This is a genomic window from Martelella mangrovi (genome assembly GCF_040545495.1).
Lineage (GTDB): Bacteria > Pseudomonadota > Alphaproteobacteria > Rhizobiales > Rhizobiaceae > Martelella > Martelella mangrovi.
On record NZ_JBEPLY010000012.1, the window covers coordinates 47,843 to 70,162 of the forward strand.

At 60.5% G+C, this 22,320-nt stretch carries 24 protein-coding genes; 7 read left to right on the forward strand and 17 right to left on the reverse strand.

The features are described from left to right. Nucleotides 1-148: 148 nt before the first annotated feature. The 14 genes from sucD to tsaD form a co-directional block, all read right to left on the reverse strand. The gene (gene sucD / locus ABID12_RS15745) at nucleotides 149-1,054 is read right to left on the reverse strand and encodes a succinate--CoA ligase subunit alpha (protein WP_354435043.1); all 906 of its coding nucleotides are present in this window, start codon (nucleotides 1,052-1,054) and stop codon (nucleotides 149-151) included. A 6-nt stretch (nucleotides 1,055-1,060) separates the two neighbouring features. Next, complete coding sequence (sucC, locus tag ABID12_RS15750) at nucleotides 1,061-2,257, reverse strand: ADP-forming succinate--CoA ligase subunit beta (RefSeq protein ID WP_106302467.1); 1,197 nt, start codon at nucleotides 2,255-2,257, stop codon at nucleotides 1,061-1,063. Nucleotides 2,258-2,288: 31 nt separating this feature from the next. Further along, complete coding sequence (gene mdh, locus ABID12_RS15755) at nucleotides 2,289-3,251, reverse strand: malate dehydrogenase (RefSeq protein ID WP_354435044.1); 963 nt, start codon at nucleotides 3,249-3,251, stop codon at nucleotides 2,289-2,291. A gap of 173 nt (nucleotides 3,252-3,424) precedes the next feature. Continuing rightward, entirely contained in the window at nucleotides 3,425-4,576 is a 1,152-nt protein-coding gene (zapE, locus tag ABID12_RS15760) for a cell division protein ZapE (RefSeq protein ID WP_354435045.1), read from the reverse strand. Nucleotides 4,577-4,703: 127 nt separating this feature from the next. Beyond that, entirely contained in the window at nucleotides 4,704-5,300 is a 597-nt protein-coding gene (locus tag ABID12_RS15765) for a protease inhibitor Inh/omp19 family protein (protein ID WP_354435046.1), read from the reverse strand. 133 nt (nucleotides 5,301-5,433) lie between these two features. Beyond that, a complete protein-coding gene (locus ABID12_RS15770; RefSeq protein WP_354435047.1) occupies nucleotides 5,434-6,213 on the reverse strand; it encodes a succinate dehydrogenase iron-sulfur subunit in 780 nt (259 codons plus the stop codon). Nucleotides 6,214-6,229: 16 nt separating this feature from the next. Continuing rightward, nucleotides 6,230-8,074 (reverse strand): succinate dehydrogenase flavoprotein subunit, encoded by a 1,845-nt coding sequence (sdhA, locus tag ABID12_RS15775; RefSeq protein ID WP_354435048.1) that lies wholly within the window; start codon nucleotides 8,072-8,074, stop codon nucleotides 6,230-6,232. Nucleotides 8,075-8,080: 6 nt separating this feature from the next. Then, nucleotides 8,081-8,461: a succinate dehydrogenase, hydrophobic membrane anchor protein gene (gene sdhD / locus ABID12_RS15780; protein WP_106302482.1), complete on the reverse strand. Its 381-nt coding sequence runs from the start codon at nucleotides 8,459-8,461 to the stop codon at nucleotides 8,081-8,083. Between the two features lie 16 nt (nucleotides 8,462-8,477). Further along, on the reverse strand, nucleotides 8,478-8,867 hold the full coding sequence (sdhC, locus tag ABID12_RS15785; protein WP_354435049.1) for a succinate dehydrogenase, cytochrome b556 subunit: 390 nt from the start codon (nucleotides 8,865-8,867) through the stop codon (nucleotides 8,478-8,480). 289 nt (nucleotides 8,868-9,156) lie between these two features. Then, on the reverse strand, nucleotides 9,157-9,828 hold the full coding sequence (locus tag ABID12_RS15790) for a class I SAM-dependent methyltransferase (protein ID WP_354435050.1): 672 nt from the start codon (nucleotides 9,826-9,828) through the stop codon (nucleotides 9,157-9,159). Between the two features lie 241 nt (nucleotides 9,829-10,069). Next, entirely contained in the window at nucleotides 10,070-10,498 is a 429-nt protein-coding gene (locus ABID12_RS15795) for an EVE domain-containing protein (RefSeq protein ID WP_354435051.1), read from the reverse strand. Nucleotides 10,499-10,503: 5 nt separating this feature from the next. Further along, the gene (locus ABID12_RS15800; RefSeq protein WP_354435052.1) at nucleotides 10,504-10,797 is read right to left on the reverse strand and encodes a YciI family protein; all 294 of its coding nucleotides are present in this window, start codon (nucleotides 10,795-10,797) and stop codon (nucleotides 10,504-10,506) included. A 23-nt stretch (nucleotides 10,798-10,820) separates the two neighbouring features. Beyond that, nucleotides 10,821-11,807 carry an NAD(P)H-dependent glycerol-3-phosphate dehydrogenase gene (locus tag ABID12_RS15805; protein ID WP_354435053.1) on the reverse strand — a complete coding sequence of 329 codons (987 nt, stop codon included), beginning with the start codon at nucleotides 11,805-11,807 and terminating at the stop codon, nucleotides 10,821-10,823. After that, nucleotides 11,804-12,901 carry a tRNA (adenosine(37)-N6)-threonylcarbamoyltransferase complex transferase subunit TsaD gene (tsaD, locus tag ABID12_RS15810; protein WP_354435054.1) on the reverse strand — a complete coding sequence of 366 codons (1,098 nt, stop codon included), beginning with the start codon at nucleotides 12,899-12,901 and terminating at the stop codon, nucleotides 11,804-11,806. The genes ABID12_RS15805 and tsaD overlap by 4 nt, the downstream gene beginning before the upstream one ends. Nucleotides 12,902-12,972: 71 nt before the next feature. On the opposite strand from tsaD, the gene hemC reads away from it, so the two are divergent. The 6 genes from hemC to ABID12_RS15840 all read left to right on the forward strand — a co-directional run bounded on the left by hemC (nucleotide 12,973) and on the right by ABID12_RS15840 (nucleotide 19,252). Continuing rightward, complete coding sequence (hemC, locus tag ABID12_RS15815; RefSeq protein ID WP_354435055.1) at nucleotides 12,973-13,902, forward strand: hydroxymethylbilane synthase; 930 nt, start codon at nucleotides 12,973-12,975, stop codon at nucleotides 13,900-13,902. A gap of 4 nt (nucleotides 13,903-13,906) precedes the next feature. Next, entirely contained in the window at nucleotides 13,907-14,626 is a 720-nt protein-coding gene (locus ABID12_RS15820; RefSeq protein WP_354435056.1) for a uroporphyrinogen-III synthase, read from the forward strand. Nucleotides 14,627-14,735: 109 nt separating this feature from the next. Then, entirely contained in the window at nucleotides 14,736-16,058 is a 1,323-nt protein-coding gene (locus tag ABID12_RS15825; protein WP_354435057.1) for a COG4223 family protein, read from the forward strand. Nucleotides 16,059-16,079: 21 nt separating this feature from the next. Further along, the gene (locus ABID12_RS15830) at nucleotides 16,080-17,945 is read left to right on the forward strand and encodes a heme biosynthesis protein HemY (RefSeq protein ID WP_354435137.1); all 1,866 of its coding nucleotides are present in this window, start codon (nucleotides 16,080-16,082) and stop codon (nucleotides 17,943-17,945) included. Between the two features lie 120 nt (nucleotides 17,946-18,065). Then, entirely contained in the window at nucleotides 18,066-18,551 is a 486-nt protein-coding gene (locus tag ABID12_RS15835) for a tellurite resistance TerB family protein (protein ID WP_106302511.1), read from the forward strand. Beyond that, nucleotides 18,548-19,252, forward strand: a complete 705-nt coding sequence (locus tag ABID12_RS15840; protein ID WP_354435058.1) for a glutamine amidotransferase — start codon at nucleotides 18,548-18,550, stop codon at nucleotides 19,250-19,252. Before ABID12_RS15835 ends, ABID12_RS15840 begins: the two co-directional genes overlap by 4 nt. 14 nt (nucleotides 19,253-19,266) lie before the next feature. On the opposite strand, the gene ABID12_RS15845 is transcribed toward ABID12_RS15840, so the two are convergent. Then, complete coding sequence (locus ABID12_RS15845; protein WP_354435059.1) at nucleotides 19,267-20,514, reverse strand: MFS transporter; 1,248 nt, start codon at nucleotides 20,512-20,514, stop codon at nucleotides 19,267-19,269. Between the two features lie 141 nt (nucleotides 20,515-20,655). Between ABID12_RS15845 and ABID12_RS15850 the strand changes: the two genes are divergently transcribed. Beyond that, nucleotides 20,656-20,946, forward strand: a complete 291-nt coding sequence (locus ABID12_RS15850) for a YggT family protein (RefSeq protein WP_181190667.1) — start codon at nucleotides 20,656-20,658, stop codon at nucleotides 20,944-20,946. A 116-nt stretch (nucleotides 20,947-21,062) separates the two neighbouring features. On the opposite strand, the gene ppa is transcribed toward ABID12_RS15850, so the two are convergent. Together ppa and ABID12_RS15860 are read right to left on the reverse strand one after the other, a co-directional pair. After that, complete coding sequence (gene ppa / locus ABID12_RS15855; RefSeq protein WP_106302523.1) at nucleotides 21,063-21,596, reverse strand: inorganic diphosphatase; 534 nt, start codon at nucleotides 21,594-21,596, stop codon at nucleotides 21,063-21,065. 133 nt (nucleotides 21,597-21,729) lie between these two features. Next, entirely contained in the window at nucleotides 21,730-22,236 is a 507-nt protein-coding gene (locus ABID12_RS15860; RefSeq protein ID WP_319519088.1) for a GNAT family N-acetyltransferase, read from the reverse strand. Between the last annotated feature and the right edge of the window lie 84 nt (nucleotides 22,237-22,320).

Sequence of the window (22,320 nt, forward strand, 5' to 3'; positions counted from 1 at the left end):
CCCGCCTCCCGCTTGAAACGACGAAACCGGCTTTTTCAGCCGGACCATCCGATGAAACACCATTCTCGTCACGGTGAAACCGCCACAAAAACGGTAAATTCGTGACGGCCGTTCAAGAAAGGCCGTCACGCATAGTTTATTAAGTGGTTCAGCCCTTCAGGACGTCAACCAGCGTCTTGCCGAGACGCGCCGGGGACGGCGACACCTTGATGCCGGCCGATTCCATTGCCTCGATCTTGTCTTCAGCACCGCCCTTGCCGCCGGAAATCACGGCGCCGGCGTGGCCCATGGTGCGTCCGGGAGGCGCCGTACGACCCGCGATGAAGCCAACCATCGGCTTCTTGCGGCCCTTTTTGGCCTCGTCCTTGAGGAACTGGGCGGCTTCTTCTTCAGCCGAACCGCCGATTTCACCGATCATGATGATGGATTCGGTGGCATCGTCCGCCAGGAACATTTCCAGCATGTCGATGAACTCGGTGCCCTTGACCGGATCGCCGCCAATGCCGACAGCCGTGGTCTGGCCGAGGCCCTCATTGGTGGTCTGGAACACGGCTTCATAGGTGAGCGTGCCCGAGCGCGACAGAACGCCGACGGAGCCCTTCTTGAAGATCGAGCCCGGCATGATGCCGATCTTGCATTCTTCAGGGGTCAGAACGCCGGGGCAGTTCGGGCCGATCAGCCGCGACTTCGACTTGTCGAGCTTCGCCTTGACCTTGACCATATCGGCCACCGGAATGCCTTCGGTGATGCACACGATCAGCGGAATTTCGGCATCAATGGCTTCCAGGATCGCAGCGCCCGCGCCTGCCGGCGGAACGTAGATCACGGATGCATCGGCGCCGGTCTTTTCCTTGCCTTCGGCAACGGAAGCGAAGATCGGCAGATTGGTGCCGTCGACGCCGGAGGACCACTCGGTTCCACCCTTCTTCGGGTGAATACCGCCGACCATCTTGGTGCCGTAATAGGCCAGCGCCTGCTCGGTGTGGAAGGTGCCGGTCTTGCCGGTGAGGCCCTGAACCAGAACCTTGGTGTCTTTATTGACCAGAATGGACATGGATACTCAGGCCTCCTTCACGGCCGCAACGATTTTCTGCGCCGCGTCGTCGAGATCGTCGGCGGAGATGACATTCAGACCGGATTCGTCGATGATCTTCTTGCCGAGGTCGACATTGGTGCCTTCCAGGCGAACAACCAGCGGCACCTTGAGGCCGACTTCCTTGACGGCCGCGATCACGCCTTCGGCGATCACGTCGCAACGCATGATGCCGCCGAAGATGTTGACCAGAATACCCTTCACAGCCGGATCGGCAGTGATGATCTTGAAGGCCGCCGTGACCTTTTCCTTCGAAGCGCCGCCGCCGACGTCGAGGAAGTTGGCCGGCTCTGCGCCGTAAAGCTTGATGATGTCCATCGTCGCCATGGCAAGACCGGCACCATTGACCATGCAGCCGATATTGCCGTCCAGCGCCACATAGGCGAGGTCATATTTCGACGCTTCGATTTCCTTGGCGTCTTCTTCCGTCGTGTCGCGCAGTTCGCGGACATCGTCGTGGCGGAACAGCGCATTGCCGTCAAACGACACCTTGGCATCGAGCACGCGCAGATGGCCGTTTTCCATGACGATCAGCGGGTTGATCTCGAGAAGGCTCATGTCCTTTTCAACAAAGGCCTTGTAGAGGATCGGGAACAGACGCTCGGCATCGGCAACCGCATCGCCCTCAAGCTTCAGCGCTTCGCACAGCGTCCGGACATTCGAAGCGGTGACGCCGGTTTCCGGATCGATCGCCACGGTAACGATCTTGTCCGGGGTTTCTTCCGCCACCGTTTCGATGTCCATGCCGCCTTCGGTGGAAACCACGAAAGCAACCTGACCGACCGCACGGTCGACCAGCAGCGAGCAGTAGAGTTCGCGGTCGATATCGGCGCCGTCTTCGATGTAGAGGCGGTTGACCTGCTTGCCGGCCGGGCCGGTCTGCTTGGTCACCAGCGTGTTGCCGAGCATCTCGTTGACGAAAGCCTTGACCTCGTCGGCCGACTTGGCCAGCCGCACGCCGCCCTTGGCGTCTGCCGGCAGTTCCTTGAACTTGCCCTTGCCGCGCCCGCCGGCGTGGATCTGGCTCTTGACCACGTAAAGCGGACCGGGAAGCTTGCCGACCGCGGCCTCGACCTCATCGGCGCTCAGGATGGCAACGCCATCGGCAACCGGCGCGCCATAGCTCTTGAGAAGAGCCTTGGCCTGGTATTCATGAATATTCATGCGGATATCCGTCCTTTTTAAAGAAAGCGGCTTATTTCAGAGCGGGGGCGATGTCCTTGCAGGCGTCGCAAAGACCCTTGACGGCGTCCACCGACTTTTCGAAGCCGGCCTTGTCTTCGCCCTTGAGGTCAATCTCGACAACGCGTTCAACGCCGCCTTCACCGATGACGATCGGCACGCCGACATACATGCCGTCAACACCATACTGGCCGGTCAGCAGCGCAGCAGCCGGCAGAACGCGCTTCTTGTCCTTCAGGTAGCTTTCGGCCATGGCAATGGCGGAGGCTGCCGGGGCGTAATAGGCCGAGCCGTTCTTCAGAAGCGCAACGATCTCGCCGCCGCCCTTGCGGGTGCGATCGATGATGGCGTCGAGCTTTTCCTGGGTGGTCCAGCCCATCTTGACCAGATCGGGCAGCGGAATGCCGGCAACGGTCGAATACTGCGCGACCGGCACCATGGTGTCGCCGTGGCCGCCCAGAACGAAGGCGGTGACATCTTCGACGGAAACGTTGAATTCCTCGGCGAGGAAGTAGCGGAAACGGGCCGAGTCGAGCACGCCGGCCATGCCGACAACCTTTTCAGCAGGCAGGCCGGAGAACTTCTGCAGCGCCCATACCATGGCGTCGAGCGGGTTGGTGATGCAGATCACGAAGGCGTTCGGGGCATATTTCTTGATGCCCTCGCCAACAGCTTCCATGACCTTGAGATTGATGCCGAGAAGATCATCACGGCTCATGCCCGGCTTGCGCGGGACACCGGCGGTGACGATGCAGACATCCGCACCTTCGATAGCCGAATAGTCGGAAGCGCCCGAAAGCTTTGCATCAAAACCATCGACCGGCGACGATTCCGCGATGTCCAGCGCCTTGCCCTGCGGCAGACCGTCCGCGATATCGAACAGAACGACATCGCCCAGCTCCTTCAAACCCGCCAGATGCGCGAGCGTCCCCCCGATCATGCCTGAACCGATCAATGCGATTTTATTGCGCGCCATGAATGTATCCTCTGAAAACTCATTTCTGGACGATGGTCAAAACCGTGCCCATGACGATGTTGGGATATCGGCAAACGCGCCAATTTTCAACCGGTTTTTCCACCCTCAATATTTTCAATCGGTTAGATACGAATTACTTTACGTATACGTCAAATAATACCGAAAGCCTGCCCTTATTTTGCCCATTTCTCCCTGTGGGCGGCCAGGTAATCGGTACTGCGCATTTCAAAAAGTCGTGAAGCCGTGCGCTCGAATTCAAACCCCTCTCGCCCCTGCCGCTCAACCAGAAGTTCCTCCGGCAGGGTTTCTGCGGAAATCACCGTGCGGATCGTCCGGTCGTAGAGCGTATCGACGAGAATGATAAAGCGTTTGATTTCATTGCGTTGCCCCGCCGCTAGCACCGGCACCTCATCAATGAACACGGTGCTGAACCGGTCCGTGATGGCCATGTAGTCGGCAGCGCCCAGCGGCTTCTTGCACAGATCGTCAAAGGTAAACCGCGCAAAGCTGCCGCTTGCCTGCGGCACATGCAGCTTGCGTCCGCGCAGCTCGATTTCTTCCGGTTTGCCTGCTGCACCGCCCGTCGCCACCTTCCAGGTCTCATCCATTTTCTGCCGCGTTTCCGCGTTGAGCGGCGTGAGGTAGACCGGCCGCCCCTCGAACTTTTCCATGCGATAATCGGTATCGGAATCGAGTGTCGTTACCGTGACATTTTCCTTCAGCGTCTTGATAAACGGCAGGAACAGGCCACGATTGAGCCCATCCTTGTAAAGATCGTCCGGCGCCACATTCGAGGTCGCCACCAAGACGCAGCCGCGTTCGAACAGAGCGGAAAACAGGCGCGACAGGATCATCGCATCGGCGATGTCCGTGACCGTGAACTCATCAAAGCACAGCAGCCGGTTTTCGCCGATGATCTGCTCGGCAACCGGCCCGATCGGGTCGGCCTCCTTCACCTCACCGGCCTTCAGTCTGCGCCGGTGCTGGCTTATCCGTTCCTGAACATCAGCCATGAAGGCATGAAAATGGGCGCGGCGCTTGTCGGCAATCGGCGCGGCCTCGAAGAACATGTCCATCAGCATGGTCTTGCCGCGACCGACACTGCCGTAGATATAGAGCCCCTCCGCCAGCGGCCCGTCGGAACGGCGCGAACGCCCGAACAGCCGTGACAGTTTGCCGCTGCCCTTTCCGGCCGGCTTCACATCGGCCAGCGCCTCCAGAACACGGTCAAGCGCACCTGCGACGGCAAATTGCGCGGGATCAGCCTTGAGTGTGCCTTCATCGGTCATCGTCTCAAGACGTTGGGTAACGGACGTCGCGGCCATGAAATATTTCCGGATAAAATAGGGATATGCCGCGGGAAATCGCGGCTGAAAGCCTGACACGGCTTTATCCGAGGAATCAGAAACGGGAAAGGGCCCGTCCTAGACGAGCCCTTGAAGATTTTCGGATTTAGCGGCTGAGGACGACCTGCTGGCCGGCACTGCCCTGGCCTTCAATGCGATTGTCGGCTGTCTTGTAAAGCCGGGCGATCGCGTAGCCATTGGCATCATTCAGCACGACCTGATCGCCGTTGATGCCCCAGGACTTCATCTGGGAAAGACCGCCGGTGCAGCCGCGGGTGCCGCCGCGAAGACCGTCACCGAGATTGGTGAGCGTCAGGAACATGTCGCACTGGACACCGCCTTCATTGACCTTCCAGCTGCCAACCAGCGCGGAATTGGACAGAGGCATCGCGCCGGCCGGCGCGGCGACATTGCCCATGCCGCCACCGCCTGTCGGTGCGCCGGGCGCTGCCGGGAACTGGCCGGTATTACCGGAATTCGCGGTATTGGCCGGCGCCTGCCCGGACTGATAGGTCCCGGAATTATAGGTGCCCTGCTGGCCACCCGGCGGCGGCAGATTGCCACTTTGCACCTGCCCGGCGGGCGCCGGCGTCAAGGGCTGCGGCTGCGGTGCGGGCTGATTTTGATAATAACTCGTCCGCTGGCAGGCGCTGAGCGCCAGAACCGAGGCAACCGCTGTTGCGATCAGAACCTTTTGAACCATCTATTCGAAACTCCCGTTCGTCCTCGGCCATTTACGATTGACAGCGATCATATCGTGCGTTTTCGCAAGGCCGCAAGAGGCCGGGACGAAAAGACCCGCTTCCGTGGCTGTTTCCCGCAGACCAAAACGGTTATCAGACCGCACGTTCGACCATCATCTTCTTGATGCCGGCGATTGCCTTGGCCGGGTTCAGCCCCTTCGGACAGGCCTGGGTGCAGTTCATGATCGTGTGGCAGCGATAAAGCCGGAAGGGATCTTCCAGATTGTCGAGCCGCTCGCCGGTGGCTTCGTCGCGGCTGTCCATCAGCCAGCGATAGGCCTGCAGCAGCACGGCCGGGCCGAGATAGCGCTCGCCGTTCCACCAGTAGGAGGGACAGGAGGTCGAGCAGCAGGCGCACAGGATGCACTCGTAAAGCCCGTCCAGCTTGGTCCGGTCCTCATGGCTCTGCTTCCATTCCTTGGCCGGCGGCGGCGAAACCGTCTTCAGCCAGGGCTCGATGGAGCGGTGCTGCGCATAGAAGACGTTGAGATCCGGAACCAGATCCTTGACCACCGGCATGTGCGGCAGCGGATAGATCTTCACCGCACCCTTGATCTCGTCCATGCCCTTGGTGCAGGCGAGCGTATTGGTGCCGTCGATATTCATCGCGCAGGAACCGCAGATGCCCTCGCGACAGGAGCGGCGCAGCGTCAGCGTCGGGTCGATATTGTTCTTGATGTACAGCAGTGCATCGAGAACCATCGGCCCGCAATCGTCGAGATCGATATAATAGGTATCGATGCTCGGATTTTCGCCGTCATCCGGGTTCCAGCGATAAATCTTAAACTCGCGCAGATTGGATGCCCCGTCCGGTTTCGGCCAGGTCTTGCCCTTCTTGATCCTCGAGTTCTTTGGAAGAACTAAATCAGCCATTTCCTTTTCCTCTCGATCAGTACACGCGGGCTTTCGGCGCGATCTTCTTGATGTCGATGCCCTCGGCAATCAGGTCCTGATGAACCGGGCGGTAGTCGAGTTTCACCTCGCCGGCCTCGCTGACCCAGGAGAGCGTGTGCTTGCGCCAGTTCTCGTCGTCGCGACCGGAAAGCGGCCCCTCGGCATAGTCCTCACGCGCATGGGCGCCGCGGCTTTCCTTGCGCGCTTCCGCGCCGTAGACCGTGGTGATTGCGCAGGCCATCAGGTTGTAAAGCTCCAGCGTTTCGACGAGATCGGAGTTCCAGATCATCGAACGGTCGGTGACCTTGACGTCCGGAAGTTCGCCCCAGATTGCGCTGATGCGATCGCAACCCTGTTCGAGCGATTCCTGCGTGCGGAACACGGCCGCATCTTCCTGCATGGCGCGCTGCATCTTGTCGCGCAGCACAGCCGTCGGCTGCGAGCCGCTGGCGTGGCGGATGGTGTCGAAACGCTCCATGATCTTATCGCAGGCCGCCGTGTTGAGCGCCGGAATGGGCGCTTCGCGGTCGATGACCTGTGCTGCGCGGATGGCGGCGGCGCGGCCGAAGACCACAAGATCGATCAGCGAGTTGGAGCCGAGACGGTTGGCACCGTGAACCGAGGCGCAACCGGCCTCGCCCACAGCCATCAGGCCGGGTGCGACGCGTTCGGGGTTTTCGGCATCGGCGTTCAGCACCTCACCCCAGTAATTGGTCGGGATGCCGCCCATATTGTAGTGAACCGTCGGCAAAACCGGGATCGGCTCACGGGTGACATCGACGCCGGAGAAGATGCGCGCGCTTTCCGAAATGCCCGGAAGGCGCTCGGCGAGAATGGCCGGGTCGAGATGGTCAAGATGCAGGAAGATATGATCCTTGTTCTTGCCAACACCGCGGCCTTCGCGGATTTCCAGCGTCATGCAGCGCGAAACCACGTCACGCGAGGCCAGATCCTTGGCCGACGGCGCATAACGCTCCATGAAGCGTTCGCCCTCGGAATTGGTGAGATACCCGCCCTCGCCGCGTGCGCCTTCGGTAATCAGGCAGCCCGCACCGTAAATGCCGGTCGGATGGAACTGCACGAATTCCATGTCCTGCAGCGGCAGGCCGGCGCGCGCGATCATGCCGGCTCCGTCACCCGTGCAGGTATGCGCGGAGGTAGCGGAGAAGAAGGCGCGGCCGTAACCGCCGGTCGCCAGCACCACCATCTTGGCGGAGAAGCGATGGATCGTGCCGTCGTCGAGGTTCCAGGCAACAACGCCGGTGCAAACGCCGTCATCGTTCATGATCAGGTCGAGCGCGAAATACTCGATGAAGAATTCGGCATTGTGGCGCAGCGATTGGCCGTAAAGCGTGTGCAGGATGGCGTGGCCGGTACGGTCGGCGGCAGCGCAGGTGCGCTGCACCGGCGGGCCGTCGCCATAATTCTGCATATGGCCGCCGAACGGGCGCTGATAGATCTTGCCTTCTTCGTTTCGCGAGAACGGAACGCCGTAATGTTCCAGCTCGTAAACCGCCTTCGGCGCTTCCATCACCATATACTGCATGGCATCGACATCGCCGAGCCAGTCGGAGCCCTTGACGGTGTCATAGAGATGCCACTGCCAGCTGTCGGGCGTCATGTTCTGCAGCGAAGCGGCGATGCCGCCCTGGGCTGCGACCGTGTGCGAGCGCGTCGGGAAGACCTTGGTAATGCAGGCCGTCTTGAAGCCCTGTTCGGCCATGCCGAGGGTCGCGCGCAGGCCCGAGCCGCCCGCGCCGACGACAATCACGTCATAGGCATGGTCGACATATTTGTAGGCCTTGCCGCCATTGGCGGCGTTATTTGTTTCCGTTGCCATCTGCAATCACCCCATAAATGCCAGCTTCACGATGGCAAGCAGACAGATCGCGCCGATCAGAACCATGAAGCATGTATTGGCCATCAAGGTCAGGAACTTGATGAGATCATTTTGAATGTAGTCGAAGATAATTTCCTGCATCCCGATATGGACATGGACCAGCCCAGCAAGAACCATCAGACCGATCAGAACCGCCACGAACGGATTGGAAAGCGCGCCGGCCACTTCGGCATAGGGCGCTCCGGCATAACGGATCAGGAAAATAATGAAGAAGATAACCAGCGGCACGAGCGCAAGCGCCGTCAGGCGCTGCATCCAGAAATGCTCGGTCCCCTTGCGGGAGGCTCCAAGGCCGCGAACGGTTTTCAGCGGTGTACGCATATTCATCGAAAGTCTCCCTGCCTCAGACCGCCAGCCCGACAATCCAGATCAGCACGGTCAGACAGACCGATACGAACGGAAGCGCAGTGGCAACTTTGATGGCGAAGTGTTTTTCAAGCCCGTAGCCCAGGTCCCAGCCGAAATGACGCAGGCCGCCGAGCATGTGATGCACCAGAGACCACGTGTATCCGAACAGGACGAAAAGCCCCAGCCAGGACCCGAAGAACCAGTTGACACAGTCAAAGGCACCCTCGCCCATGGCGGTGGCAATCAGCCAGGCTGCAAGAAGGACCGTGCCGAAATACATCACGGCGCCGGTAATGCGGTGCACACCGGACATGACGTAATTCGGGATAAATTTGTAGACCTGAAGGTGCGGCGACATGGGTCGGTTGCTTGTCGGGTTGGCCATCAAAACCTCGCGGGTGTTTCAAAAGGCGCATTCTGTGTGCGTCCCACCCCTTGCTAGTCTTACCGACAACGCTGGGCGGCGCCGATGCTCTCCTGTGGTTTAATCGCCACAAACGCCCGCGACAAGCCCATTCGCGGGCGCAAAATAATTTAATCGGTTTGACAAAAACCAGTTTATGACAAAATCGCGGCCTGAACCGCTGAAATTCATGGATATTCGGACGCCCCGCCGAACCCGGCTTTGAGATTCGTTAAATTTCAACGACTTAATATGAGTGCAATTGTCATATTTATAATTCGGGAGCGTTATCGGTTAACGGTGCGAATCGCCACACGGTTGTTTTCTTCACATCCGAATCTTCCAGAACGCGTGTGACCGGCACCTGATAGTCGCAAAGCTTCACCAGCCGCTCTTTCGGACAATAGGCCCGCCCCGGATCGCCGACCAGAACCGTGATCCCGGCTTTCACCAGCGTTTCCAACCACGGTATCAGCCGCGCCGCCCAATCGGCGTCATAGAATACATCGCCCGCCAGCAAGACGTCACAGGAAGGCATCGTGCCCATCAGATTGTCGCCGGTATATTTGATGGAAACATCGTTGAGCGCGGCATTGAGTCTGACGGCTTCGCCGGACCAGTGGTCGATATCGGCAGCCAGCACGGAAGCAGCGCCAGCCTTCGCCGCCGCGATGGCAACGAGGCCGGAGCCGGTGGCAAAATCGACGACACGTTTCCCCTTCACGCATTCGGGGTGATCGAGCACATAACGCGCCAGCCCCTGCCCGCCGGCCCAGGCAAAGGCCCAGAACGGCGGCGGCAGCCCGATTGCCTCAAGCTCCTCCTCCGTCTTCAGCCAGAGATCATGCACCTCGCTTGCCAGCCGAAGCCGGACTTCCGGCACATGCGGCGGGACAAGGATATCGGTGTTTTCGAGAATGAAATGCTGTTTCGGCGTGGTCATGGGCCTGATTGTACGCTTGGACGGGCCTTTGGTGTCCGGGTTAATAGCTCAGCCGGCAAACCGCCCTCTTGGAAGCACACAGCCCCCCAACTTGCGTCATGCTCGGGCGTGACCCGAGCATCCAATCATGAGCAATTTGCCTGGATCCTCGGGTCAAGCCCGAGGAAGACGCAGATAGATGAAGGGTGATGCAGGTGGAGAGGATGAAAAGCCCGCATCCCCAAATCCCCGCATAAAAAACTCACATCGGCGGGTTGTCGAGTCCGCCCATACGGCAGACTTCCAGCCATTCGTCTTCCTTCACCGGCTGTACGGAAAGCCGCATCGAGGTGACGAGCGACATGTCGGCGAGCTTTGGGTTGGCTTTCACATCCTTCAGCGTCACCGGTTTGGGCATTTCGGTCACGGCGCGGATATCGACGCATTCCCAGCGCGGGTCGTCGGTGGTGCTGTCGTGATGGGCGAGTGCGCAAACCTCGCAGATGCCGACGACTTCCAGCCCCTCATTGGAGTGGTAGAAGAAGCCCCTGTCGCCGATCTTCATGGCCCGCATATTGTTGCGGGCCTGATAATTGCGCACGCCGTCCCATTCCTCGCCGGCTTCGCCTTTTGCCTTCAGCATCTCCCAGGAGAATTTGAACGGCTCGGATTTGAAAAGCCAGTAGGCCATCGGCATCAGACTCCCGGATTGTTGTAGAGCCACTTGAACGGCTTGACCTCGACCTTTTCGAAGAGGCCGGCCTTGCCATAGGGATCCTGTGCGGCAATCGCTTCCGCCGAGGCCTGGTCCTGCGCCTCGATCAGCAGCATGGAACCGCAGGGCTTTTCCTGCGCGTCGAGAAACGGGCCGGCAATCTTCAGCGTGCCCTTCTCGTTCAGCCCGTCGACCCATTCGAGATGCAGCGGACGGTTTTCCATGCGCACATGAAGATGGTCGGGCTTGTTCTTGCACAAAACAGCGAAAATCATCTGGTTCTCCTCTTTCTTGGTTCTCACTCGGTCGTAATCGGCCGGGTCATCAGTTCGTCAAGCGCCTGAGCGATATCGAGCTTGCCGTCAAGCACACGGGCGACAGCACTCGAAATCGGCATCTGCACGCCATGGTCGGATGCAAGTTCGCTGGCAACGGAAGCACTGTAGACGCCCTCGACAAGCGCTGCATTGACGCTGTCGAAATTACCCTCCGCCAGCGCCACGCCATAGCGAAAATTGCGCGACTGACGCGACGAGCCGGTCAGGACGAGATCGCCAAGCCCGGAAAGGCCCCGGACCGTTTCCGCCTCTCCGCCCATGGCAACAGCCAGCCGCGACATTTCGGCAAGCCCGCGCGAAATCAGCGCCGCCCGTGCCGATTCACCATAATCCGCACCTTCGACAATACCGCAGGCAATCGCCAGCACATTCTTGAGCGCGCCGCCGATCTGCACACCGACCGGATCGCCGGAGGCATAGATGCGGAAGGTGCGGCCCGAGAGAATTTCGGCGGTTTCGCGGGCGATTTCACGACTGCGGAAGGCCAGCGCCATGGCAATCGGCTTTCCGCGGGCAAGGTCGATGGCAAACCCGGGGCCGGAAAGCGCGCCGGCATGATGATGCGGCAGTGTTTCGTTCAAAACATCGGTGATCAGCCGGCCGCTCGCCCGCTCGATCCCCTTGGCGGCGGAAACGATAACAGCCTCGCGGTTCAGATAGGGCGCGTAGTAAAGTGCGGCAGCGCGCTGCGCCTGAGCAGGAACGGCAAGCACAACGGTATCGGCCTGACCGAGAATATCGGGATCAATGGTGAAATCCAGCGCCGCCGGCAGCTCGACACCCGACAGAACCGCCTCATGCCGGCGGGTTTCGCGCATCGTTTCGATCAGCCCGGCATTGCGGCCAAGCAGTGTCACGGCATCCTCGCCTTCATGGGCAAAAACGGCAGCAAGCGCGGTCCCGAAGGCACCCGAGCCGATCACGACGGTCTTTTTCTGTTCACTCATGCTTTCGCACCTTTCTTTCCGCTGCCGATCAGCGCGCTCGCCTTGGCATCAAGCGGCCAGCGCGAACGCACGGCGGCATCAAGCCCGTCGGCGGGAAAACCGGCAGCCTCACGTTCGAGCCCGGCCCAGGCGATCATCACCGCATTGTCCGTGCATAATTTGAAAGGCGGCGCCACGAAGGCAAAACCCTGCCTGTCACATAATGATGTCAGCATGGCCCGGATCGCGCTGTTGGCAGCAACGCCGCCGGCAACAACCAGCGCGGGGCGCTGATCTGCGGCAAGCCCTTCCGCCTTGAACCGGGCGAGCGAACGGCCGACACGATCCCGCAAGGTCTCGGCAACGGCGAGCTGAAAGGCCGCACACAGGTCGGCGACATCCTGATCCTCCAGCGGCGCCATCCCCTGCGCGGCCTGCCGGACGGCCGTCTTGAGGCCGGAGAAGGAAAAATCAAGCCGCGTCTCGCCCTTCATCGGGCGCGGCAACGGAATGCGCTTCGCGTCACCGGTCTTTGCCGCCTCTTCCACCTGCGGGCCACCGGGATATCCCAGCCCGAGCAGTTTTGCGGTCTTGTCGAAAGCCTCGCCCAGCGCATCGTCGATGGTCGTGCCCCAGCGCTCATACTGCCCGACGCCGCGCACCAGCACGATCTGGGTGTGCCCGCCGGAGACCAGCAGCATCAGAAAGGGAAAGGAAACACCATCGGTCAGCCGCGCCGTCAGCGCATGGCCTTCCAGATGATTGACGCCGTAAAACGGTTTTCCGCTTGCATAGGCAATCGCCTTGCCGCTCATCGCGCCGACGATCAGCCCGCCGATAAGGCCGGGGCCGACGGTTGCGGCAATGCCGTCAAGGTCTTCCAGCGCGACGCCGGAGCGCGCAAGCGCCTCGGCAATCAGCCGGTCCATCGCCTCCACATGGGCGCGCGCGGCGATTTCCGGCACCACGCCGCCAAAGGCTGCATGTTCTTCCAGCTGGCTCAGCACCACATCGGCCAGGATTTCACCACGGCCATCGACGTCGCGCGCAACAATGGCGGCGGCGGTTTCATCACAGCTCGATTCAATACCGAGAAAGACAGTCTTCTTGTTCATGGGCCCAGGCGACATTTGCGGCGGCGCGCAATCCGGTTTACGACACCTCCGGTAACAACGGTGGACGCAGGATGCAAACGAAACCTTACAGGATCGGCACGCGTGGCAGCCCGCTGGCGCTGGCCCAGGCCCATGAAGCACGCGACCGGCTGATGGCCGCGCATGATCTTTCGCAAGACATGTTCGAGATCGTGGTGCTTTCCACCAAGGGCGACCGGATCACCGACAGGGCGCTGTCGGCGATTGGCGGCAAGGGACTTTTCACCGAAGAGCTGGAAGAACAGCTCACCTCCGGTGAACTCGATTTCGCCGTGCATTCGTCAAAGGACATGCCGACGGCCCTGCCGGACGGGCTCGAACTCTCCACCTTCCTGCCGCGCGCCGACCCGCGCGATGCCTTTATCGGCCGGGACGTCAAAAAACTCGCCGATCTGCCGCAAGGCGCCGTCGTCGGCTCTTCATCGCTGAGGCGACAGGCGCTGATTCGCCGGTTGCGGCCGGATATCGAAGTGGTGATTTTCCGCGGTTCGGTGCAGACACGATTGCAGAAACTTGCAGACGGCGCGGTCGATGGCACGTTTCTCGCCAATGCCGGGCTTCAGCGCCTCGGCATGGAGGACGTGGCAACCGAGGTTTTAAGCGTGCGTGATTTTCTGCCCGCCCCCGCCCAGGGCGCCATCTGCATCGAACAACGCAGCGGCGACGCCCGCATCGACGCATTGCTGGCGCCGGTCAATGACGAGGATACGGCCGTGGCGGTTTCCTGCGAGCGCGCGTTTCTGGCCGCGCTCGACGGCTCCTGCCGCACGCCGATTGCCGCTTACGCCCGCTGTTTTAACGAACGTATTTCCTTTTCCGGGATGATCCTGACGCCGGACGGCAAAACCGCGCACGACATCGTCACCGACGGTATGCAGACCGAGGCCGAAAAGCTCGGTCGCTGGGCCGGAGAAACGCTGAAGAAACGCGCGGGCCCCGGCTTTTTCGAAGACTGGACATGACACGATGCGCGTTCTGGTGACCCGTCCCGAGGCAAAGGCAGCGCGCACTTGCGCGCGTCTCGAGGCCATGGGGCACCAGGCTTTTCAGCTTCCGCTGTTCCAGCCGGTCCATGCCGAAGGCGCGGCGCGCAGCAGCATGGAATCGAGTCATTGGTCTGCACTGGCGGTCACCAGCACCGAAGCCCTTCATGATGTCGTTGCCGAACGCGACGCAACGTCGATGAAGGACCGGCCGCTGTTCGCCGTCGGCAAGAAGACGGCAGAGGCCGCAAGGAAGGCGGGCTTTACCCGTGTTATAGAAGGCAGTGGCAACGGAGAACGTCTTGCCGAAACCATCGCCGCCTCCGATTTCGACCGGAACGCGCCGCTTCTCTATCTTGCCGGCTGTCCGCGGGCGCCGTTTTTCGAGCAGGCGCTTGAGAGGCTCAAGGTCGATTTCGAGACGGTGACAGTCTATGTCATGCAACCGGCCATCAATGTCCCGGCACAAGCCGAAACACTGCTGAAAAAGGCTAAGCCGGATGCGGTTCTGTTTTACTCGACGGCAGGTGCATCCCGCTTTTTCGATCTTGTCCGCTGTGAATTGATGGCGGAATTCGGCCTTCATCCGCAATTCCTGTGCCTGAGCGCGGCGGTTGCCGCAGCCATTCCGGAGGCAATGTCATCGGTCGTGCGGATTGCCGAAACGCCGGATGAAACCAGCCTGCTTGCCCTTTTGAACTGACGGTTTTGTCCCCGCTTTTGCATAGGCAGGGAACAACAACGCCACAAAGATCTTTTCTAAACAGCGCGCGCCCTCTAACCTAGCGGCAGCAAGCGCAAAAGAGGTACCCATGGTTTCGGACACGCCGTCACAGCCCCCGAAGAACGAAAAACACGACGAAAACGCCGTGACGCCAGCAGATGAGGCCGGTCGCGAAGCCGGCACGCCGCCTGTTGCACCGGAGGAGAATGACGCCGCCGTCAAGACGGCGATGGCCGATGTCGCAGCCGCGATCAAGCGCCATGAAGAACATGGTGCCGAAGAAACGCCCGCCGGAACGGACGGAGAGACAGACGAAACCGCAGTGGGTGAGGACAAGCCCGAAACGGCATCCGGCGACGGCAATGCCGCCCCGCCACCGCCCCCGCCGGCAGACGAAACGCCGCAGGGCAAACGCGGCCCGGGCATTGGCGCTTTTCTGGCCGCAGGCGTTGCCGGCGGCATCATTGCGCTTGCCGGCGCCGCAGCGCTTTCCTACGCCGGCCTGCTGGGCCCGCTTTCCTCATCCTCCGACGAGCTTGAGGACGAGCTTGCGTCCCTGCGCCAGGAGATCACGGCGCTCAAATCCGGCGATCAGTCGAATGCCGTCAGCAGCTTTCAGTCCGACCTTTCGGCGCTCAAGAGCCAGGTTGAAAGCCTGTCTTCCGGCAGCGACAGCAGTGACAGCGTTGCCGCCCTTCAGCAGCAGGTCGCAAAACTTCAGTCCACCGTGCAGTCCGATGCAAACCGCCTGCAATCGCTTGCCCAGGAAAACGAAACCCTGAAAAGCGATATCGGTTCCGCCCGGCAGACCATGCAGCAGAAGCTCACAGCGCTCGAGCAGAAGGTGAACACGCCCGGCAAGGATCTGGCCGTGGCCCGCGCCATTGCGGCCGCCGGTCTGAAATCGGCCATCGACCGGGGGCAGAATTTCGAGACGGCTCTTTCGACCTATGCGCAGGTGGCGCCGCAGGGCACCGACCTTTCCGCGCTCAAATCGCTTGCGGCAAGCGGCGTGCCGACGCGCGAGGCGCTCACCGAGCAGTTTTCGTCAATTGCCAACAGCATTATCGCAGCCGCCGACCAGCCGCCGCCTGATACCGGCATCTTCGACCGTCTGGTCGACAGCGCCAAGGGCCTCGTCAATGTCCGTCCTGTCGGCGATGTCGAGGGCGACAGCACGCCGGCGATTGTCGCGCGCATCGAAAATAACCTGAAACTGGGCAATCTCGAGCAGGCCGAGCAGGAATGGCAAACCCTGCCGGAGGACGCCAAAACGGTTTCGGCAGATTTCGAAAACGCATTGTCTGCCCGCATCAAGGCCGATGCACTGGTGTCGGAAACGCTTTCGAGCGCGCTCGGCAGCACCGCCGGCGCACCGGCTGCCGCCCCCCAGTCCACACCGGCCAATTAAGGAGGGTACGATATGATCAGACTGCTCATCGGACTGCTGTTTTTCCTGATCGCCGTTCTCGCCTTCGCACTCGGGTTCGCATGGCTTGCCGACCGCCCCGGGGAACTGACGCTGACATGGCAGGGCCAATTGTTCCAGACCCCGCTGACCACAGCCCTTGCATTGCTGATCGCGCTGATTTTCGTGGTCATGGTGGTGTGGTGGCTGATCAGTGCGCTGTGGACCTCGCCCAACAGCGTGCGTCGCTATTTCCGCGCCCGCAAACGCGATCGCGGCTATCAGGCGATTTCAACCGGACTGATTGCCGCCGGTTCCGGCAATCTGGTGATGGCCCGCAAGATGAGCACCCGTGCGCATGCCCTGCTCAGTGTCGATCAGGAACCGCTGATCCATGTCCTCGACGCGCAAGTGGCCCTGATCGAGGGCAACCACGACAAGGCCCGGCAACTGTTTGAAACCATGGCGGACGACCCCGAGACCCAGGAACTCGGCCTGCGCGGCCTTTATCTGGAAGCCAAACGGGTTGGCGCCGATGAAGCAGCACAGCAATATGCCGAACGCGCGGCCGACAAGGCGCCCTATCTCGCATGGGCGGCGAAGGCCACGCTTGAAAGCCGCACCCGACAGGGCCGCTGGGACGATGCCATTCGCCTGCTCGACCAGCAGCGCTCCGCCAAGGTGACCGACAAGCAGGAATCCGCCCGCCTCAAGGCCGTGCTGCTGACGGCTCGCGCCGAAAGCAAGCTCGATACCGACCAGAAGGGCGCTGCCGCCGATGCGCTTCAGGCGCTCAAGCTGCGCGACGATTTCCACCCCGCCGCGATCATCGCCGCAAAGGCCTATCTTGCGCAGGGCAATCTCAGGAAATCCGCCGGTGTTATTGAGATGGTGTGGAAGAAGGAACCGCATCCGCAGACCGGCGCGCTTTACGTGCGGGCACGCGGTGGCGACACCGCCGTCGACCGTCTGAAGCGGGCCGAAAAGCTTGAAGGGATGAAGCCCAACAACCCGATCTCTTTGATGGTGGTGGCCCGCGCGGCGCTGGACGCCCGCGAATTTGAAAAGGCCCGGACCAAGGCGGAAGCCGCAGCGCGCATGCAATCGCGCGAAAGCGCCTTCCTGCTGCTCGCCGATATCGAGGAAGCTGAAACCGGCGATCAGGGGCGCATACGCCACTGGATGGCTCAGGCGCTGCGGGCCGAACGCGACCCGACATGGGTCGCCGACGGTCTCGTTTCGGAATATTGGCGCCCCTATTCGCCGGCAACCGGCAAGCTCGACGCCTTCGAATGGAAGGTGCCCTACGGCGCCATCGAAGGCCCGGTCGAGGAAGGATCGGCATCGCGTCTGGATGAAGCGCTGAAAAGCCTGCCGCCCGTCGGCGGTGTCAAGCCGGATGAGGAGAAGCCAACCGACGACACAGCGCCGATCTTCGAAGATGCCGCGGAGACCAAAGCAGAGGCCAGCGCAGGCGATGAACCGCAAGCGCCGACCGGTGACAGGCCGGCCGGGCCGACGGTGATCGACGCAGCAGCCGCAGCCCCTGCAGCCGTTGCCGAAGCTGCGCATATCGCCGACACAGAAGAAACGGACCGCGACGCAAAAGCCGTTGAGGATGACGAGGAAAAGCCGCAGCCGGCAGAACCGCAAGAGACCGAGACGTCTCCAGTTGTTTCCGGAACGGAAGACGCATCCGATACCACGCAGACGGCGGAAGACGACATTGCCCCGCCGCGCCCGGCCGAAAGCGGAGCCGACGAAACGGATGACGACACCGATGAAAAGTCCGGCCTTTCGCCTTTCGGAGGCCGGACACCCGATGACCCCGGCATTTCCGACAGTGACGACGACGATGCACCGCCACCGAAAAAACGCAGGTTTTTCTGAAGACCTGCCATAACAATTATCATAACTGTAATTTGACCGTGCGGGTGTAATTCGCCTATTGGCGAATGACCGGCCGCGCGCCATGATGTTTTCCGATCCAAGAGCAAGGCATTTTCCCGTATGTTCGAAAAAATCAGCAGGTTCCTGCAGGACATCACCACCGACGCCGAGGACGGCAATGACCGCCCGAATGATGCCCGCGTTGCCGTGGTCGCGCTCTGCTATCAGGTGATGGAAGCCGATGGCGTGATCAGCGAAAGCGAACAGAAACGCCTCAGGGAGCTGATGGAAAACCAGTACGGGCTGCGTGGTTCCGGTCTGGACGATCTGATTGCAGCTGGTGAGGAAGCCGGCAGCGAGGCTGTCGACTTCTACCGCTTCACCTCCGATGTGAAACGGCATCTCGATGAAGACCAGCGCATCAAGCTGATCGGCCTGCTCTGGGACATCGCCTATGCCGATGGCAGCCGCAGCGAGATGGAAGACAATGTCGTGTGGCGCATTGCCGAGCTGATCGGCGTTTCGGGCCGTGACCGCGTGCTGGAACGGCAGGATGCCTTGAAGCGTGCATCGATTTCGGACGAGAAAGACATCAACACCCAATGACCGACAGAAGAAAACCTGTTCTGATCATTCTCCATCAGGAGCGCTCGACGCCCGGCCGGGTCGGCCAGCTCCTGATGCAGAAGCATTTTGCCCTCGACATCCGCCGCCCTGCCCTCGGCGATCCGCTGCCCGAAACACTGGTAGATCATTCCGGCGCCGTAGTGTTCGGCGGCCCGATGAGCGCCAATGACAATGAGGACTATGTCCGGCGCGAAATCGACTGGCTTGACATTCCGCTGAAGGAAAACCGCCCGTTTCTCGGCATCTGTCTCGGTGCGCAGATGCTGGCGCGTCACCTTGGCGCCAAGGTCTATGCCAATCATGACGAGTCGGTGGAAATCGGCTGGTATCCGATCGAGGCCACCAATAATGGCCGCCTGCTGATGAAACAGTGGCCGTCCATGGTCTACCAGTTTCACCGCGAAGGCTTCGAGCTGCCGCACGGGGCCGAACTGCTGGCGCGCGGCGATCTCTACCCCAACCAGGCCTATCGCTACGGCAAAAAGGCTTATGGTGTGCAATTCCACGCCGAACTGACCCGGATGATGATGCAGCGCTGGGTGGTGCATGGCGCAAGCCGTTTCACGCTGCCCAAGGCCCAGCCCGGCAATCAGCATCTGGAAGGCCGCATGCTGCATGATCGCGCGCTGAAAGCCTGGCTCGACGGTTTCCTCGACATCGTCTTCGAGGAAGCCGGCTGAACCTGACGGCAGCCTTATCGACCGACAAGATGATCGGGCGTTTCCAGACTGTCGATTTTCCTCAGCTTGGTGAACTTCATCGCCCAGATGCCGGCAACGGCCAGCGACCCGACACCACCGAAGAGCACGGCAGGCACCGCACCGATGACATGGGCCATGGAACCGGCACGGAATTCGCCGAGCTCGTTGGAGGCGCCGACAAACACCATGTTGACGGCATTGACGCGGCCACGCAGCTCATCCGGGGTCCACAGCGCGATCAGGGTTTCGCGTACATAAACCGAAATCATGTCCGCCCCGCCCATGACCGCAAGGGCCGCAATCGAAATCCACGGACTCGCCGAAAGGCCGAAGACAATCGTCGACAGGCCGAACACGGCAACGCCGGCAAACATGTAATAGCCGGCATGGTGGCGGATCGGCACGCTGGCAAGCACAAGCGCCACAAGCACCCCGCCGACACCCGGTGCGGCACGCAGCAGGCCAAGCCCCCAGGGGCCGAGTTCCAGAATATCGCGCGCAAAAACCGGCATCAGGGCCACCGCACCGCCAAGCAGGACCACGAAGAGATCGAGCGAAATGGCCCCGAGCACGACCTTTTCCAAGGTGATGAAACGAAACCCGGCAAGGATGCTCTGCATAGATACGGCGGTATGCGGCCTGCGGCTTTCGGGCCTCGGCACCATGACCATCAGCACCGTGCCACCGGCGAAAAACACAAGGGCGGTCGAATAGGCAAGGGCTGCGCCGCCGCCATAGAGCAAACCGCCGGCCACCGGCCCGACAATCGATGCGATCTGCCATGACGACGAATTCCAGGCGATCGCATTTGCCAGGTCCTTTTCCGGCACGAGGTTCGGCGCAAGTGACTGCAGCGCGGGACCGGAAAAGGCACGCTCGGTTCCAAAGACCACCAGCAGGGCAAAGACCGGCCAGGGCGAAAAGAGGCCAAGGACCGTGATCGTCAGCAATGTCGCGGCGCAGGCCGTCGCCACGCCGAAGCAGATCGCCGCAATCATGCGGCGGTTGTAGCGATCGGCAACCGTGCCGGTCACCAGTGTGAGAAACAGCGACGGCAGGAACTGAAACAGCCCGATCAGGCCAAGATAGAAGGCGTTTCCGGTCTCGTCGTACATCTGCCATCCGACAGCGACCGAAACGATCTGGACGGCAAACGTGCCAAGGAAACGCGAAAAGAAATAGAGAGCATAGGCTCGGTGGCGAAAGGCATCGAAACGCGCGCCGGTCTCTGAGTTGAGCATCTGTATTCAGGCTTTCCGGAAAAGACGAGAAACAGGGCCGTCACCGGTCTTCGATCGATCAAAACCAATGAAAACCGTCCCCCCCTTGCCCGTTTAGATTTGAATGTCTAAATGATTGCAAGGAAAAAACAGGAGTTATTCATGATCGCGCTATTCGAGACGATTTTCTACGCACTTGAGATATATAAGTGGGTAATCATCGCCAGCGCCATATTCTCCTGGCTCTATGCGTTCAACATCATCAACGCCCACAGCGAGTTCATCAACTCGATCGGCCGTGCGCTCTACGCCGTCACCGAGCCGGTCTACCGCCCGATCCGCAACTTCCTGCCGAACCTCGGCGGCATCGACATTTCGCCGGTGATCGTGCTGCTGATCGTGTTCTTCCTGCAGCGCCTGATCCTGACGGGCGTGATCCCGCGTCTTTACTGAGATCCCGACACAGAAATGTCCGGGAGATCAAACCCGGACATGACAGTGCGGCAGGCGAACTGCGACGCCAATAACGGCCGAAAGACTACCAATCGGCCGTTATATTATCAAAGGGCTCAGCCCTTTTGTTTGGCGCGTTCGATGGCTTCGACGATCAGCTTCTTGGATTCGTTGACATCGTGCCAGCCGAAGATCTTGACCCACTTGCCGGGCTCCAGATCCTTGTAGTGTTCGAAGAAGTGCTCGACCTGCTTCAGCTGAATTTCCGGAATGTCGGTGAAATTCTCCACCTTGTCGAAGCGGGCGCTGACTTCCTGGGAGGGAACGGCAATGATCTTTTCGTCCTTGCCGGAGTTGTCTTCCATCATCATCACGCCGATCGGGCGGACATTGATCACGCAGCCGGGCATCAGCGGACGGAAGTTACAGATCAGAACGTCGATCGGGTCGCCGTCGTCGGACAGAGTGTGCGGCACAAAGCCGTAATTGCCGGGATACATCATCGGCGTATAGAGAAAACGGTCAACGACCAGTACGCCTGCGTCCTTGTCCATTTCGTACTTGATAGGCTGGCCGCCCATCGGCACTTCAACAATAACGTTGATATCGTCCGGCGGGTTATTGCCGATGGAAATCGCTTCAATACGCATTCGTGCCTCCAAACAGGGAAAATATCGCGCCTTGGATAATCAACTTGGCCCGACAAAGCAATAACGCGAAATGACTTCTGCCAATTTCGAAGCGCGAAGATCTGTGCGGTGCACAAAAGCAGGTAACCTGCCGTCAATCCCAGACGTAGGCAATCTTGCCGATCTGCCGGTCGCCATAGCGCGTCTCGGCAAAGGCCAGCGGTGTGCCGCCAAGACCGGAAAAGAACAATGCCGCCTGATCGAGCGTGTCGATACTCCAGCAGATCGTGCCCTTGCAGCCCAGTGACTGCAACAGCCCGCGCGCCTCGGCAAACAGCTCCCGGCCGAAGCCCAGCCCCTGATATTCGGGCAGAAGGTAGATTTCGTAAATTTCGCCTTCCTGGGGCAGCGTCTTCACCCGGTTGAGCCCGACGCTGGCATAGCCGACCGGTTCTCCCTGAACCGCGAGCACCAGAAGCGTCTCCTCACTGGCGATGGCGTTGCGCCACCATGCCATATTGCGTTCCGAGATCATCTCCTGCAACGCGCGGTGCGGAATGACGCCGGCATAGGTATGTTGCCATGCGCGCCAGTGAACAGTCGCAATCTTTTCCGCATCGTCCGCTTCCGCGGGGCGCACATCGCCAGACAGTATTCTCATCGCAGCCTACCGATAATATTCTGGTTTCGGCACACGGCGAGAATACGACAAACAAAGCCGAATGCCCACACAAAATCGAGCGGG

Bases quoted from the DNA above. Each gene is read 5' to 3' on its own strand.
- sucD (WP_354435043.1), bottom strand. From the start codon at position 1,054: ATGTCCATTCTGGTCAATAAAGACACCAAGGTTCTGGTTCAGGGCCTC.
- sucC (WP_106302467.1), bottom strand. From the start codon at position 2,257: ATGAATATTCATGAATACCAGGCCAAGGCTCTTCTCAAGAGCTATGGC.
- mdh (WP_354435044.1), bottom strand. From the start codon at position 3,251: ATGGCGCGCAATAAAATCGCATTGATCGGTTCAGGCATGATCGGGGGG.
- zapE (WP_354435045.1), bottom strand. From the start codon at position 4,576: ATGGCCGCGACGTCCGTTACCCAACGTCTTGAGACGATGACCGATGAA.
- ABID12_RS15765 (WP_354435046.1), bottom strand. From the start codon at position 5,300: ATGGTTCAAAAGGTTCTGATCGCAACAGCGGTTGCCTCGGTTCTGGCG.
- ABID12_RS15770 (WP_354435047.1), bottom strand. From the start codon at position 6,213: ATGGCTGATTTAGTTCTTCCAAAGAACTCGAGGATCAAGAAGGGCAAG.
- sdhA (WP_354435048.1), bottom strand. From the start codon at position 8,074: ATGGCAACGGAAACAAATAACGCCGCCAATGGCGGCAAGGCCTACAAA.
- sdhD (WP_106302482.1), bottom strand. From the start codon at position 8,461: ATGAATATGCGTACACCGCTGAAAACCGTTCGCGGCCTTGGAGCCTCC.
- sdhC (WP_354435049.1), bottom strand. From the start codon at position 8,867: ATGGCCAACCCGACAAGCAACCGACCCATGTCGCCGCACCTTCAGGTC.
- ABID12_RS15790 (WP_354435050.1), bottom strand. From the start codon at position 9,828: ATGACCACGCCGAAACAGCATTTCATTCTCGAAAACACCGATATCCTT.
- ABID12_RS15795 (WP_354435051.1), bottom strand. From the start codon at position 10,498: ATGGCCTACTGGCTTTTCAAATCCGAGCCGTTCAAATTCTCCTGGGAG.
- ABID12_RS15800 (WP_354435052.1), bottom strand. From the start codon at position 10,797: ATGATTTTCGCTGTTTTGTGCAAGAACAAGCCCGACCATCTTCATGTG.
- ABID12_RS15805 (WP_354435053.1), bottom strand. From the start codon at position 11,807: ATGAGTGAACAGAAAAAGACCGTCGTGATCGGCTCGGGTGCCTTCGGG.
- tsaD (WP_354435054.1), bottom strand. From the start codon at position 12,901: ATGAACAAGAAGACTGTCTTTCTCGGTATTGAATCGAGCTGTGATGAA.
- hemC (WP_354435055.1), top strand. From the start codon at position 12,973: ATGCAAACGAAACCTTACAGGATCGGCACGCGTGGCAGCCCGCTGGCG.
- ABID12_RS15820 (WP_354435056.1), top strand. From the start codon at position 13,907: ATGCGCGTTCTGGTGACCCGTCCCGAGGCAAAGGCAGCGCGCACTTGC.
- ABID12_RS15825 (WP_354435057.1), top strand. From the start codon at position 14,736: ATGGTTTCGGACACGCCGTCACAGCCCCCGAAGAACGAAAAACACGAC.
- ABID12_RS15835 (WP_106302511.1), top strand. From the start codon at position 18,066: ATGTTCGAAAAAATCAGCAGGTTCCTGCAGGACATCACCACCGACGCC.
- ABID12_RS15840 (WP_354435058.1), top strand. From the start codon at position 18,548: ATGACCGACAGAAGAAAACCTGTTCTGATCATTCTCCATCAGGAGCGC.
- ABID12_RS15845 (WP_354435059.1), bottom strand. From the start codon at position 20,514: ATGCTCAACTCAGAGACCGGCGCGCGTTTCGATGCCTTTCGCCACCGA.
- ABID12_RS15850 (WP_181190667.1), top strand. From the start codon at position 20,656: ATGATCGCGCTATTCGAGACGATTTTCTACGCACTTGAGATATATAAG.
- ppa (WP_106302523.1), bottom strand. From the start codon at position 21,596: ATGCGTATTGAAGCGATTTCCATCGGCAATAACCCGCCGGACGATATC.
- ABID12_RS15860 (WP_319519088.1), bottom strand. From the start codon at position 22,236: ATGAGAATACTGTCTGGCGATGTGCGCCCCGCGGAAGCGGACGATGCG.